This is a genomic window from Pseudoalteromonas caenipelagi (assembly GCF_013140855.1).
GTDB lineage: Bacteria > Pseudomonadota > Gammaproteobacteria > Enterobacterales > Alteromonadaceae > Pseudoalteromonas > Pseudoalteromonas caenipelagi.
Genome location: NZ_JABBPG010000001.1, coordinates 826,532 through 840,048, shown reverse-complemented (window position 1 = coordinate 840,048; position 13,517 = coordinate 826,532). Strand labels below are relative to the sequence as shown.

The window sequence follows — 13,517 nt, the reverse complement described above, 5'->3', positions numbered from 1 at the left end:
ACACCCAAGTTGTCAGCCATAGTAGCCAACAGCAGGCGATAAGTTATATTGGTCGTGTAGTGGAAGAGACGTCGAAGCACAAAGAGCAAAGGATGGAAAAGCGCTGAAGGCACAAAATGAGACCTTAAGAAATCTATTAAGCTTTATATTCATTTACTTAGTCAAAGTATGGGTAAATTGGGCAATGCACTGACGAACCAAGATATAAACTCATTGGTGGTACATGTTGAAACAATTGCACAGCAGCCTAATGACTGTAAAGAAACAGAGAGCGCGTTGAACACTATTTCTGATGCGTTAACTCAACTTACTAATGTACAAGAGAGAAAAATACATGAGCAAAAGGTGCACGCCCAAAGCGCAGAAGTCAGCAATGAGCAAATAATCAATATACTTAATGCGGTTGCCCGCACAAAGTCTGATGGTTCAAGCGAGCATATCGAGCACAATACCATTGCCTCTCAAGGTAAAGTAGAGGTACAACAGCAAGAGCATAAAGAGGATATCGAATCCTTGTTACCGAAGCAGCCCTTGCCTTAATATCAAAAAACTTGCGTGTTAAAAGTGAAGAGTAAAAATGATAAAAGATGTTGCCAAAGTCAGTAACTTTAGATGGGTGCTGATCATGTTAGCACTAATGTGGCTGCTACATATCATAGGTTTGGTGATCCCAATACCTTCCCATGTTTTAGGTTTGGTTCCGCAAAGCAAGTCGCATCTTTTAGGTATCATCACATACCCGTTTTTACACAGTGATTGGCAGCACTTGATTGGTAACACCTTAGGTTTACTTATAAGTGGGTATTTGGCGAGTCAACTACCATGTTTTAAACGCTCAACAGCGTTTATCTTCTTACTCACAGGGGCGTTAGTTTGGCTCTTTGCAAGTTATGCAAATCATATTGGTGCCTCAGGTATAGTGATGGGCTATTTTGGTTTTATTATGGGTAGTGCTGTGTTTAGGCGCAATATTTTGAGCTTTTTGCTAGCGGCAGCGCTGCTGGTTATCACGCATTACTTTCAAATTAATCTATTTGGTACCTTGTTTTCATTTGATGCGACAACCAGTGTCTCAAGTCATTTGTTTGGTTTTATTAGTGGTTGTATTGCTGCGTATTTGTTTAGAAATGTTCAAATTAAAAAGTAGCGTTTTAAATTTTCAAAACAGGAGTTTGTTATATTTATATTTTTGCCACACTTTATGTATGTGAAATATAATTAAGTGGAATAATGTGTGTCCTACTGTTGGGAAATATTATCCGATAAGCTTTCTTTGTAGTGATTAATGATGTTTTTAGCGGATTTTCATGTTAATAAGGTTGAGGTGTAGATATCCTCAACCTTATGTGCATTATGTTCCTCTTTTATTCAGTAATAGAACTTAATGCGTTTATAACTTACTATTTAGCAACCGTTCTGTGTTAAACAATTGTCTGTTATAGTTTTATAAGTAGTTGAAGGTAAGATAGGAAGCTGACCACCAGCTATCTGCTTTGTTAGAGCATCAATTGCTTGCTTGTCTATAGTTAATTTTTTTAGTTCTTTCTTTACTAATTTCATTATTAATCCTTATTTTATTTAAATGATTTTTAGGCTTTATTTATAAATATCCGTGATGAATGATCTTCTTGATATTTTATGGTGGTGCCTATTCATGAAAATGCCAATGTTTTTTTGGCTTTGTATTATTTGATTAATCTGTCTTTATTCTTTACCAAACAATACCTGTATTAATTTAAAGGATAAAAGAAAAACCTTAAACTAAATAAAAGTAACAAAAGATCGGAGAATGTAACAAAGGACTGGTGGGTGTAACAAAAGGTAACGAAGTAAAGTGGCTTTTGAGGGAATTAATTCACTATTTAGACTTTTGACCCTACCTAATGATTATGAGTTTATATGAAGTACGAGCTCACAGTGTATTAGGGAAATACAGAGCACTAATCTATTAAATGAAGTCTGTTGTTTTTTGAGTTTCCTTGATTTTCGCAGGCGCATAAGTTTGTTATTGAGCTACTTTAGTTAGGGGGGCTGTTGTATTGATATATGCGAAATTATTGACAAAAATACCGAGCGACTTGGATTTATACTTGTTTAAGTTGATGGTTGTCTACAGGCTTGTATTATGATTATTTGGAAAAGTTAATACATAGAACTTGATGTAGATTTGATATCAGTAATAATTGCTCTGTACAGCCGCAATAACTTATAAAGCCCAAGTTTTAAAACTTGGGCTGATAGAAGTTAACACTCGATGATATTTACAGCCAATCCGCCTCGTGCGGTTTCTTTGTATTTGGTTTTCATATCATTACCTGTGTCGAGCATGGTTTTTATCACTTTATCAAGAGATACCTTTTGCTCACCAGTGCCGCGCATAGCAAGGCGCGAGGCGTTGATAGCTTTTATAGCCCCCATGGCGTTACGTTCAATACATGGCACTTGCACGAGTCCGCCAACAGGATCACAGGTTAAGCCGAGATTATGCTCCATACCGATTTCCGCCGCGTTTTCGACGTTTACTACGTTACCGCCCATAATTTCGGTGAGAGCACCGGCAGCCATTGAGCAGGCAACACCCACTTCGCCCTGACAGCCAACTTCAGCACCAGAAATGGATGCATTCTTTTTATACAAAATACCAATTGCGGCTGCTGTAAGCAGATAGCGTGTTGCTATTTCTTCGTCTACTTCTTTGATAAAGGTGTGGTAGTACATTAATACTGCTGGCAGGATACCTGCAGCACCGTTTGTTGGCGCGGTAACTACGCGGCCACCGGCGGCATTTTCTTCATTCACCGCAAGTGCAAACAGATCCACCCAGTCCATAGCGCGAAGAGGGTCATTACTATTTTCAACATTTAATTTTAAGTACAAGCTAGGTGCACGACGTTTTACTTTTAAGCCTCCAGGTAGAATGCCTTCAGTACGGATGCCACGCTCGATGCATGCTTTCATAACTTGCCAAATATTGAAAAGCTCAGCTTTAATTTCTGAGGCCGGTTTGAGCGTTTTTTCGTTAGCCATCATTAGAGAAGAAACACTTAAGCCAGAGTCTTTACATAAGTTAAGCAGCTGTTCTGCACTATCAAACGGATAAGGCGCAGGGTTTTGTTCACGGATATCAAGCGCCGCTTGCTTCTCTTGTTCAAACTGCTCGTCAGTCACGATAAAACCGCCACCAATTGAGTAATAGACTTGGCTATGTACTTTTTCTTTGCCATTGAGCGCAATGATCTCCATGGCGTTAGAGTGTTTTGGTAGCGTTTTACGACGGTGAAATACAACCGCTCCTTGCTTTGGAAATTTCACTTCGTGACTTTGATCAAGGTAGATAACTTGTTGTTGTTCTATTTTTTCTAAAATATCAGGTACAGCATCAGCATCAATGGTTTCAGGATCATAGCCCGCGAGTCCCAATATCACGGCTTTGCCTGAACCGTGACCTATACCTGTTTGTCCTAATGAGCCAAATAGCTCTACTTTTACTTCTGTTGTTTGTGCTAGCAAACCTTTATTTTGAAGGTCTTTTACAAACAGTCTTGAAGCGCGCATTGGACCGACGGTATGAGACGACGAAGGGCCAATACCGATACTAAACATATCAAATGCACTAATCATATTCTTTACTCAACATTGCCTTTGAACGGGGGCACATCATAACGTTAAAAGTGCACCTTGTAACCCGTTGTGCTACGAAATTGCTATGCCGTTTTGATTAATTGTATAAAGTTTTTGACTAAGCTAGCAGTGGCGCCCCAAAGTAATCCATGTGGGGTAATAAAACCAGGCAGTTGACGGTGGCTCCCTGCTAATTGCAGCTCATATGTATACCAGTTTGACTCTTTACTCAATTGTGCAATAGGTATGGTGAATGCACTCTCAACTTCCAAGCTTTCGGTATGCCATTGGGTATTAGGCGCTAATTTGGCAACGACGGGGAGTATGGTAAAGCCAGTTAAAGTAGCATGGATACCTAACGTACCTAATGGGGTAATGTTTTTTGCGCTGATCCCAAGCTCTTCCTGTGTTTCTCGTAGCGCTGTCATGACTAAATTTGTATCTTGAGGTTCAGCTTTACCGCCAGGAAAACATAACTGAGAAGGGTGATGCTTAAGATAAGCAGCTCGCTTACAAAATAGCAAAGCTGCTTGACCATTTTGTTCAATCAAAGGCATTAATACGGCACTTGATTTTACTAATTGACGGGCAATAACGCGCGACTCGTCAGTTTGTAACGCGCTGATATGAAATCTTGTAATTACCTCGTCTAATGTCACGTTGTGCTCTTAACTAGCTAATATAGGTAGAATTTTATTAACCTTATGATAGGTTTCCTGATATTCCAAGTCTACTTTGGAGTCTGCCACAATACCGCCACCAGCCCAACAATGTATGGTCTCTTTGTTGCACACTAATGTGCGTATTGTGATAGATGTATCCATCCTACCACAGGCGCTCACATAGCCAATAGAGCCGCAATATGCGCTACGCCTGTGTGGTTCAAGTTCTTCAATTATTTCCATAGCTCTTATCTTGGGAGCGCCTGTGATAGAGCCGCCAGGAAAGGCTGCTTGAAGTTGATCTACTGCACACTGATCTTGCGCCAGTTCGCTTGTGACTGTACTTACTAAATGATGAACGGCAGGAAAGCTTTCTATGGCAAATAAACTAGGCACTTGCACCGAGCCTGGCTTGGCTACTTTACCGAGATCATTCCTTAACAGGTCAACAATCATCACATTTTCGGCTCGGTCTTTAGGACTATTGGCCAAACGTTCAGCTTGTCGCTTGTCGTCATCTGGGTCGATCATTCTTGGTAAGGTGCCTTTAATAGGCTTTGTCTCTACTTTGTCATTATCAACTAACAAAAAGCGTTCAGGTGAAACAGACAAGATAGCGCTTTGGTGGACACTCATAAATGCCGAAAAAGGCGCTTTGTTTTGTGAGCGTAACTTTTTATAGGCATGCCAAGGCGAACCTTGGTAATGCGCGCTAAAGCGTTGTGCTAAATTTATCTGATAGCAATCGCCACTTTTTAAATATTTTTGAATTTGTTCAAACTTTTCAGTGTACTGGTCTTGAGTCATGTTAGACGACCAATCTGTAGTTAAAACAAATGGAGTGTGAGGTATAGCGTCTTCGCTCAAGTGTGTTAGATAGCGCGTTATGCGTTGTGCGTTTGGCTGACTAACGTAGTACCACTGAGCATGTACGTTATCGTAAATGAGTGCGTCTAAATATAGCCCTATATGCATATCCGGCAGCTCGATATCTCTATGAGCTTGCTCTGGGAGCTTTTCTATATAGCGGCCTAAATCATAACTGAAATAGCCAAGCCAACCACCATTGAAGGGTAGCTCATAAGGCGCTTTAGTAGTCGATAATGAAGCTAAATGCGCTTTCATTATGTTAAAGCAGCTAGATGCTTGTTCAATTCCATCCAAAAAAATCTGGCCGTTTTGAGCCGTTAAAAGGTGCGTAGGCTCAATGGCGATAATATCGAAGCGACTATTTACGTGAGCTGCGTTGCATGAGTCTAATAAAATCGCGTTGGGTAAGTGTGCAAAATGTTCGAATACTGCCTCTGTAGCTAAGGAAATATCTAATTTTTTGACGTAAATTTGTTCATTTTCCATTTACTTGAACCTGAAAACTAGCCCGAAACGGGCGGGGAGGTTATCATACTTATCTATTTTTCTATAGTGACTTAGCCCTAGGCTTAAAATGGTTGCTATTTTTAAGATGTATTCAGTTATTGACCTTGAGTTAAATAACCAAACTAAGGAACCGTCATGAGTATGATCCGTCAGCAAGACTTCATCGAAAGTATCGAAGATGCTTTGCAATATATCTCTTTTTATCATCCATTAGACTTTGTTCAGGCTTTAGAAAAAGCGTATCACAAGGAACAAAGCAAAGCGGCTAAAGACGCGATAGCGCAAATTTTAATTAACTCGCGTATGTCTGCCGAGGGCAAGCGTCCACTTTGTCAAGATACAGGTATTGTTACTTGCTTTGTGAAAGTGGGTATGGATGTTAAATGGGACAAGACTGATCTTACGGTTCAGCAAATGGTTGATGAAGGCACGCGTAGAGCTTACCTTAATCCAGATAACCCACTGCGAGCATCTATTGTTGCAGACCCAGCGGGAAGTCGTAAAAATACCAAAGACAATACCCCATCAGTTGTGCATATTGATATGGTGCCAGGCGCGGAAGTAGAAGTGATGATTGCAGCTAAAGGTGGCGGCTCTGAGAACAAAACTAAAATGGTGATGCTAAATCCATCTGACGATGTGGCTGCGTGGGTAGAAAAAACGCTGCCAACTATGGGGGCTGGCTGGTGTCCACCTGGCATGCTAGGAATAGGTATTGGTGGTACTGCAGAAAAAGCGGCGGTACTGGCGAAAGAATCACTTATGGACCCTGTTGATATTCACGAACTGATTGAACGTGGAGCTGAAACAGCAGAAGAAAAACTACGTTTGGATATTTTTGAGCGTGCAAACAAGCTAGGTATTGGTGCACAGGGACTGGGTGGTTTAACGACTGTGGTTGATGTTAAAATCAAAACAGCGCCTACACATGCCGCGTCAAAGCCTGTAGTTATGATCCCAAACTGTGCAGCAACTCGCCACGTACACTTTACGCTTGATGGCTCTGGTCCTGCAGATCTTAAAGCACCTAAACTTGAAGATTGGCCTGAAGTAACGTGGGAAGTTGGTGAAGATACTCGCCGTGTAAATTTAGATACCTTAACCAAAGAAGACACTCAAGATTGGAAGATGGGTGAAACGGTACTTCTATCAGGTAAAATTCTAACTGGTCGAGATGCTGCGCATAAACGCCTACAAGATATGATCAATTCAGGTGAAGGTTTACCTGAAGGGGTAGACTTTGAGAATAAGTTCATTTACTACGTGGGTCCGGTAGATGCAGTAGGTAACGAAGCGGTTGGTCCTGCTGGTCCGACTACAGCAACTCGTATGGATAAGTTTACCGATATGATGTTAGAGAATACCGGTATTGTCGGTATGATTGGTAAGGCCGAACGTGGTCCTGCAACGGTTGAGTCAATCAAAAATAATAAATCAATCTACCTGATGGCAGTAGGCGGTGCAGCTTATTTAGTGGCCAAGGCAATTAAAAAAGCACGTGTTGTTGCCTTTGAAGACTTGGGAATGGAAGCAATTTATGAGTTTGAAGTTGAAGATATGCCAGTGACCGTGGCGGTTGATAGCACCGGTGCAAATGCCCATGAACAGGGTCCTGCTATCTGGAAAGCTAAAATCGAAGAGCTAGACAGCAAGCTCAAATAAGTTTGTTCAGCAAATCATAAAAGCCGCGTGTTTAATAAATACGTGGCTTTTTTTGTAACTAAAATTGTACACCGCTACTAAACTTTACGTTTACGTAAACATCCCTTGCGAAGAATTAAGATATCTTAACTATATAAGTCTGCTTGGCGCTCATTTGGGGGTTAAATATTCCTTATTGTGATTATTATTAGTTTGTTCATTTAAATTAATTGTATTTAGTAGGATGATCATCTCATTTTCTGGCATGGATGATAAGTTAGTGATAGAGTTTTGCCAATTTCAGCGCTATCAACACCTATAGGGTGAGACATTTCGGAGAACTTAAAGTGGCTGTATTTAACCAAGTTGAATTTGATAATCATGAACAGGTCGTATTTTGTGCAGATGAAGCATCAGGCTTAAAAGCAATCATTGCGGTACACAATACTAAGCTAGGTCCAGCTGTCGGTGGTTGCCGTTTATGGAACTACGCCAAAGATGAAGATGCCGTATATGACGTGTTGCGTCTATCTAAAGGCATGACATACAAAAACGCGGTTGCACGTTTACCATTTGGTGGTGGTAAATCTGTGATAATTGGCGATGCTAAAGAAATTAAATCTGAAGCGTTATTTAGGGCGTTTGGTAAGCATCTAGAGCGATTAGGTGGCAGCTATTATTCAGCTGAAGATGTAAACATCACGACAGGTGATGTGATGATAATGAACAAAGAGACTAACTATGTGTTAGGTCTTGAAGGTAAAAGTGGTAACCCATCACCATTTACAGCACTTGGCACATTTTTAGGTATCAAAGCAGCATACCAACATAAACATGGTCACCAAGATTTAGCTGGCGTCAAAGTTGCTGTTCAAGGTTTAGGAGCAGTTGCTTACGGTTTATGTAAATATTTGCACGAAGCAGGCGCTGAGTTGTTTGTTACTGATATCAACCAAGCATCAGTAGATAGAGTGGTTACTGAGTTTGGCGCAACAGCCGTTGGTATTGATGAAATCTATGATTTAGACGTTGATGTTTATGCACCTTGTGCACTTGGCGCGACTGTTAACGATAATACCATCCCGCGTATTAAGGCTAACATCATAGCGGGTTGTGCAAACAACCAGCTTGCAGAGTCTCGCCATGGTGAAATTCTGCGTGAAAAAGGGGTGCTTTATGCGCCAGATTACGTGATCAATGCTGGTGGTATCATCAACGTTTATTACGAAACTAAACCTGAAGGCTACAACGAAGCTGCTGCTACAAAACACGTTGAAGGTATTTATGACACCTTAACGGAGATTTTTGCGCGTTCAGAAAGTGAGCAAAAATCTACTCACATTATCGCAGATGAATTAGCCCAAGAAATTATCGAACAAGGTCTTTAACGATTTTATTCGATACTAGATAGTTGAAAGGGTATGCTTAGCATACCCTTTTTTGTTCTGTATACGTATGAAACGAATTGACTTAAACACGTGGCCACGCGCACAGCACTTTCATTTTTTTAAAAGTTTTGACAAGCCGCAATTCAATCTAACAACACATTTAGATTTTTCTTCACTCTATCAGTTTGCAAAGGCAAATCAGTATTCATTTACCTTGTGTTACCTGTATTGTTTATTGCAAGCGCTAAATCAATACGCGCCAATGCGTTATCGCATTCAAGATGGTCAGCCTTGTGAGGTGGATGAAGTTACGCTAAGCACTGTATTTTTAAAAGAAGATGAAACCTTCCGTTTTACGCCTTTGTCTGTAAAAGGAAGCTTTGAGCAATTTTGTGCGCATGCTTGTTCACAAAAAGCACATTACTTAGACCAGTCATTATTGAACGAAGCGCTTGAACTTCGAGAAACACACATCGCACAAGTGTATGTATCAATATTACCTTGGCTGAACTTTACCAGTTTTAACCATGCGTCAACTGATACAAGCCACTGTTCTGGTATCCCTAAGTTTGTATTTGGTCAATACCAAGACAGCACGGGGTTGATGCCGTTAAATATAGAAGTGCACCATGCTTTGTTAGATGGTATTCACGTTGCTCAATTTTTGACTACACTTAAACAAGCTATTTTTGAGCTAGTAAATTAAGTGGTTGAAATATAGGCAGATGGAGGTTTTTTTTTCAGTGATGCAAAAATAGCAATTATTTTTCGATCATAAATTTAAATTTTTATTGTATTCATGTAGTTAAGGCCCATAATTGCAAAATTAAAGAGACTATTACATTGCGCTCTTGTGTTGTAATTAAATGTAAACATTGTGATTTAACTGCTTTATTATCAAAGGCTATAAGAGGAGTTGAAAAAAAACCATGTTAATTTTTTGTTTTATATCGAATTTATTTTTTTAGAACTGGAAAATTTGTTTTGCAAGTGAAGTTGACACAGCGACTTGCATTTAGCATTATTGGACAGTTGATATCTGTTAAAAGATATCAGGGTTGCTCCCTAGAGGGGTGATAAAATTATAAAAGTAACATTACTTAATTGGTTGGGAACTATGTCTGTTAAAATCAGAAAGAGTCTTGTAGCTACTGCGCTTTTAGGCGCAACAGCATTTGCAAGCAGCAATGTGATTGCAGATCCTTTGAACGACGTACAAAAAGTAGGTCAACAAACTCAAAAGGCTGCTAAAAAGTCTCAAGAAAAAATCGACAACATTTTTGGTCAAACGCAAGAAATGATCGGCGAGTACCGCAGTGTTGTTGACGAAACTGAACTACTAAAAGTTTATAACGACCACGTTGCCCGTTTGGTCGCTGACCAAAGAGCTGGCATTGAGTCATTTGATCGTCAGATCGGAACAATTGAAAAGACAAAACAGGACGTTGTGCCTTTGATGTATCGCATGATCGATACGCTTGAGCAATTCATCAAAGCGGACGTTCCGTTTGAGACTGAAACACGTATGGGTCGCGTAGAGAAGTTACGTGAACTACTTTCAAATTCTAAAGTTACTACTTCAGAAAAATTCCGCCAAGTACTTGAAGCATACACAATTGAAACTGATTACAGTTCAGTTATGGCTGCGTCTCAAGGTTCTTTAGAAATCAATGGTAAAAACATCAACGTTGATTTTGCACGTCTTGGCCGCGTAGCTTATGTTGCTCAGTCTTTTGACTTAAAGCATGCATGGGTTTGGAACAATACTGCTAAACAGTGGGATGAGCTAGGTGAAGAATACCTTAAGCCTGTTAAAGATATGATCCGTATCGCACGTGGTCAGGCTGCCCCAGATCTAGTTGCATTACCAATCTTTGGCGCGGAGTAAGTGAAAATGAAGAAACTATTTAAAGGCTTTGCAGTAGCCGCTGCACTATCTGTTTCTGCAGGTGCCGCGCTAAATGCACACGCAAATACAGAAGCTCTTGATAAAATCCTACAGGAAGTAAAGCAAAACCGTATTTCTGAAGGAAAAATCAACAAGCAACGTGAGCAAGAGTTCCTTTCTTCTCGCGCAAACCAGCAGTCTTTGCTTAATAAAGCAAAGAGCGAACTAGCTGCTGAAAAAGCACGTGGTGAGCGTTTGGGCAAAGAGTTCAAGCAAAACGAAATCACACTTGCTGAAAAAGAAGTTGAACTAGCTAACGCTACAGGTACTTTAGGTGAGATGTTCGGTGTTGTACGTCGTTCAGCTTCAGAAGCTATCGGTTCAATCGAAGCATCATTAGTATCTGCTGAAAAACCAGGACGCGCTGAAGTATTACGTTCTCTTGCTGCTGCAAAAGAACTACCAACTACTCGTGAACTAGAAGAGCTTTGGATTGCATTCCAAACTGAAATGACTGAGTCTGCAAAAGTATCTACTTTTGAAGCTCAAGTTGCTGAACTTAGCGGTGAGACTAACGTTAAACAAGTTACTCGTGTTGGTAACTTTAACTTAGTGACTAAAGACGGCTATGTTCTTTATGATGCAGCTAACAAAGCAATCACGCCACTAGGTAAGCAACCAGACGGTTATGTGTTAGATACTGTTAACTCTCTACTTAGCACATCTTCTGGTACTTACACTAAGTTTTATGTAGACCCAACGCGTGGTTCAATCTTACGTTTGAACACTCAGCGTGCTACTGTTGAAGAGCGCTGGCACCAAGGTGACACAGTTGGTTACATCATTACTGCATTGTTAGCAGTAGGTGCATTGCTTGCACTTGTTCGCTTCCTAGACCTAATGATGGTTGGTGCGAAAATCAAGGCGCAAATTAAAAACATCAATACACCTAACACAAACAACCCACTTGGTCGTATCTTGAAAGTTTACCATGACAACAAGAACCAAGACGTTGAGAACCTAGAGCTTAAACTTGATGAAGCTATTTTACGTGAAACGCCACGTATTGAAGCGGGTATTAACATCATCAAGATCTTGGCTGCAATTGCGCCACTACTAGGTCTATTAGGTACGGTTGTTGGTATGATCCTAACGTTCGAATCAATCACACTATTTGGTACTGGTGATCCGAAGATCATGGCAGGTAACATCTCTCTAGCGCTTGTAACAACAGCTCTAGGTCTTATTGCTGCTCTACCACTAATCCTATTACACGCAATCGTTTCGGGTCGTAGTAAAGCTGTTTTACACATCCTTGACGAGCAAAGTGCAGGTATTGTTGCTGCACACGCGGAGAAGGAGAGAGCCTAATGCTAGTCCTGATGGAGACCTGGGAATCTATCAGGGATTTTGTTGGCACAGGCGGCCAAGTTTTATACGTGGTCGCGATAGCACTCTTTATTATGTGGTTTTTAATGATTGAGCGCTATTGGTTCCTACTAGCTGAGTATCCAAAAATGAAGGCGGATATCGTAGCTAAGTGGGACGCCCGCCAAGACACAACGTCTTGGTACGCACACAGAATCCGCGATGCATGGATTTCTGAAGCGTCTGAGAAATTAGATGAGCGTATGTTGATTATCAAAACATTGGTTGCAATGTGTCCATTAATCGGCTTACTAGGTACAGTAACAGGTATGATTTCGGTGTTCGAAACCATGGCTACGCAAGGTACTGGTAATGCACGTTTGATGGCATCAGGCATCTCAATGGCGACGGTACCAACAATGGCAGGAATGGTTGCGGCACTGTCAGGTGTATTCTTTAGCACTCGCCTTGAAGCAAGAGCGAAAATGGCTAAAGAACAGTTGATTGACAGCTTGCCACATCACTAGAGAGAGATATTAATATGGCACGTAAACAACGTTTTCGTGAAGACGAAGATGCAGCAGTAGATATGACGCCGATGCTAGACATCGTATTCATCATGCTGATCTTCTTCATCGTTACCACGTCTTTTGTGAAAGAGGCTGGTATTGAAGTTAAGAAGCCAAAGGCTGCTCAAGCTCAACAAACTAAGAACGCAAACGTCTTCATCGCTATTCGTGAGAATGGCGAGATATGGATGGATAAGCGTCAAGTTGATGTAGAGCGTGTTAGTGCAAACCTTGAAAGTATTCTTGCTGAACAACCAACTGAGACCGTTATTATCCAAGCGGATAAAGGTGCTAAACACGGTGTGGTTGTGAAAGTAATGGACCAAATCAAGGCAACTAGCGATAGCCTGAAGATTTCAATAGCTGGAGCTAAGTAATGATTCGTTTTCTGTTTTCACTGATTGCAGGTGGGGCAGTTACTTTCGGCTTGTTCTTTTTTATGTCTTATCTTATCTCTGGCGGAGCTGATAGGGCAGATGAGAAAAAAGAACAGATAGTGGTCGAAATTATGACGAATCCACCTGAATCTGAGGTGCAGGAGCGGAAGAGAGTTCCGCCTCCGCCACCACCTCCACCGAAGCAGCCGCCTAAGCCGCAGCCGCCTCAGCCTGAAAATGCAAACCCTGCAGCAGGTGCAATTGGCTTTAATATGCCAAGCATCGATCTGGGTGGAACATCTGGTGGTCTGAGTGGTCCTGGTGAATTTGGCCGCGACGGTGATGCAACACCTATCGTACGTATTGAACCTAAATATCCGGTTCAAGCAGCGCGTGATGGTAAAGAGGGTTGGGTACAGCTTTCATTTACTATCAACGAGCTAGGCGAAGTTGAAGATGTAGAAGTTATTGATGCTGAACCAAAGCGTATTTTCAACCGTGAAGCTATTAGAGCATTACGTAAGTGGAAATATCGCCCTAAGATTGTTGATGGGAAACCTGAAAAACAACCTGGTATTACGGTTCAGTTAGACTTTAAACTCAATCAAGACGGTTAAGGAGGCAAG

At 41.0% G+C, this 13,517-nt stretch carries 14 protein-coding genes; 10 read left to right on the top strand and 4 right to left on the bottom strand.

Features of this window, described 5'->3' with window-relative positions:
• Positions 1-168 precede the first annotated feature (168 nt).
• Together HG263_RS03650 and HG263_RS03645 are read left to right on the top strand one after the other, a co-directional pair.
• Positions 169-540, top strand: coding sequence for a hypothetical protein (locus HG263_RS03650; protein WP_171624702.1), 372 nt, complete (start codon positions 169-171; stop codon positions 538-540).
• 37 nt (positions 541-577) lie between these two features.
• Positions 578-1,147, top strand: coding sequence for a rhomboid family intramembrane serine protease (locus HG263_RS03645; RefSeq protein WP_171624701.1), 570 nt, complete (start codon positions 578-580; stop codon positions 1,145-1,147).
• A 257-nt stretch (positions 1,148-1,404) separates the two neighbouring features.
• Here the strand turns inward: HG263_RS03645 and HG263_RS03640 are convergent, their stop codons facing one another.
• The 4 genes from HG263_RS03640 to pabB form a co-directional block, all read right to left on the bottom strand.
• Complete coding sequence (locus tag HG263_RS03640; protein ID WP_171624700.1) at positions 1,405-1,560, bottom strand: hypothetical protein; 156 nt, start codon at positions 1,558-1,560, stop codon at positions 1,405-1,407.
• A 684-nt stretch (positions 1,561-2,244) separates the two neighbouring features.
• A complete protein-coding gene (locus HG263_RS03635) occupies positions 2,245-3,621 on the bottom strand; it encodes an L-serine ammonia-lyase (RefSeq protein ID WP_171624699.1) in 1,377 nt (458 codons plus the stop codon).
• Positions 3,622-3,704: 83 nt separating this feature from the next.
• On the bottom strand, positions 3,705-4,280 hold the full coding sequence (locus HG263_RS03630) for an NUDIX domain-containing protein (protein ID WP_171624698.1): 576 nt from the start codon (positions 4,278-4,280) through the stop codon (positions 3,705-3,707).
• A 9-nt stretch (positions 4,281-4,289) separates the two neighbouring features.
• A complete protein-coding gene (gene pabB, locus HG263_RS03625) occupies positions 4,290-5,639 on the bottom strand; it encodes an aminodeoxychorismate synthase component I (protein ID WP_171624697.1) in 1,350 nt (449 codons plus the stop codon).
• A gap of 156 nt (positions 5,640-5,795) precedes the next feature.
• Here pabB and HG263_RS03620 point away from each other — a divergent pair, with 156 nt between their 5' ends.
• The 8 genes from HG263_RS03620 to HG263_RS03585 all read left to right on the top strand — a co-directional run bounded on the left by HG263_RS03620 (position 5,796) and on the right by HG263_RS03585 (position 13,508).
• Entirely contained in the window at positions 5,796-7,322 is a 1,527-nt protein-coding gene (locus tag HG263_RS03620) for a fumarate hydratase (protein WP_171624696.1), read from the top strand.
• A gap of 326 nt (positions 7,323-7,648) precedes the next feature.
• On the top strand, positions 7,649-8,689 hold the full coding sequence (locus HG263_RS03615) for a Glu/Leu/Phe/Val dehydrogenase dimerization domain-containing protein (RefSeq protein WP_171624695.1): 1,041 nt from the start codon (positions 7,649-7,651) through the stop codon (positions 8,687-8,689).
• 67 nt (positions 8,690-8,756) lie between these two features.
• The gene (locus tag HG263_RS03610; RefSeq protein ID WP_171624694.1) at positions 8,757-9,395 is read left to right on the top strand and encodes a CatA-like O-acetyltransferase; all 639 of its coding nucleotides are present in this window, start codon (positions 8,757-8,759) and stop codon (positions 9,393-9,395) included.
• Positions 9,396-9,806: 411 nt separating this feature from the next.
• A complete protein-coding gene (locus HG263_RS03605) occupies positions 9,807-10,577 on the top strand; it encodes a DUF3450 domain-containing protein (protein WP_171624693.1) in 771 nt (256 codons plus the stop codon).
• A 6-nt stretch (positions 10,578-10,583) separates the two neighbouring features.
• A complete protein-coding gene (locus tag HG263_RS03600; RefSeq protein ID WP_171624692.1) occupies positions 10,584-11,948 on the top strand; it encodes a MotA/TolQ/ExbB proton channel family protein in 1,365 nt (454 codons plus the stop codon).
• Positions 11,948-12,472 carry a MotA/TolQ/ExbB proton channel family protein gene (locus HG263_RS03595; RefSeq protein ID WP_171624691.1) on the top strand — a complete coding sequence of 175 codons (525 nt, stop codon included), beginning with the start codon at positions 11,948-11,950 and terminating at the stop codon, positions 12,470-12,472. The genes HG263_RS03600 and HG263_RS03595 overlap by 1 nt, the downstream gene beginning before the upstream one ends.
• 14 nt (positions 12,473-12,486) lie before the next feature.
• On the top strand, positions 12,487-12,891 hold the full coding sequence (locus tag HG263_RS03590; protein WP_171624690.1) for an ExbD/TolR family protein: 405 nt from the start codon (positions 12,487-12,489) through the stop codon (positions 12,889-12,891).
• Positions 12,891-13,508, top strand: a complete 618-nt coding sequence (locus HG263_RS03585; RefSeq protein WP_171624689.1) for an energy transducer TonB — start codon at positions 12,891-12,893, stop codon at positions 13,506-13,508. The genes HG263_RS03590 and HG263_RS03585 overlap by 1 nt, the downstream gene beginning before the upstream one ends.
• The last annotated feature ends 9 nt before the right edge of the window (positions 13,509-13,517 follow it).

Coding starts and splice junctions, on each gene's coding strand:
- HG263_RS03595 (WP_171624691.1), top strand. CDS start 11,948: ATGCTAGTCCTGATGGAGACCTGGGAATCTATCAGGGATTTTGTTGGC.
- HG263_RS03620 (WP_171624696.1), top strand. CDS start 5,796: ATGAGTATGATCCGTCAGCAAGACTTCATCGAAAGTATCGAAGATGCT.
- HG263_RS03640 (WP_171624700.1), bottom strand. CDS start 1,560: ATGAAATTAGTAAAGAAAGAACTAAAAAAATTAACTATAGACAAGCAA.
- HG263_RS03605 (WP_171624693.1), top strand. CDS start 9,807: ATGTCTGTTAAAATCAGAAAGAGTCTTGTAGCTACTGCGCTTTTAGGC.
- HG263_RS03590 (WP_171624690.1), top strand. CDS start 12,487: ATGGCACGTAAACAACGTTTTCGTGAAGACGAAGATGCAGCAGTAGAT.
- HG263_RS03600 (WP_171624692.1), top strand. CDS start 10,584: ATGAAGAAACTATTTAAAGGCTTTGCAGTAGCCGCTGCACTATCTGTT.
- HG263_RS03645 (WP_171624701.1), top strand. CDS start 578: ATGATAAAAGATGTTGCCAAAGTCAGTAACTTTAGATGGGTGCTGATC.
- pabB (WP_171624697.1), bottom strand. CDS start 5,639: ATGGAAAATGAACAAATTTACGTCAAAAAATTAGATATTTCCTTAGCT.
- HG263_RS03650 (WP_171624702.1), top strand. CDS start 169: ATGGGTAAATTGGGCAATGCACTGACGAACCAAGATATAAACTCATTG.
- HG263_RS03585 (WP_171624689.1), top strand. CDS start 12,891: ATGATTCGTTTTCTGTTTTCACTGATTGCAGGTGGGGCAGTTACTTTC.
- HG263_RS03635 (WP_171624699.1), bottom strand. CDS start 3,621: ATGATTAGTGCATTTGATATGTTTAGTATCGGTATTGGCCCTTCGTCG.
- HG263_RS03610 (WP_171624694.1), top strand. CDS start 8,757: ATGAAACGAATTGACTTAAACACGTGGCCACGCGCACAGCACTTTCAT.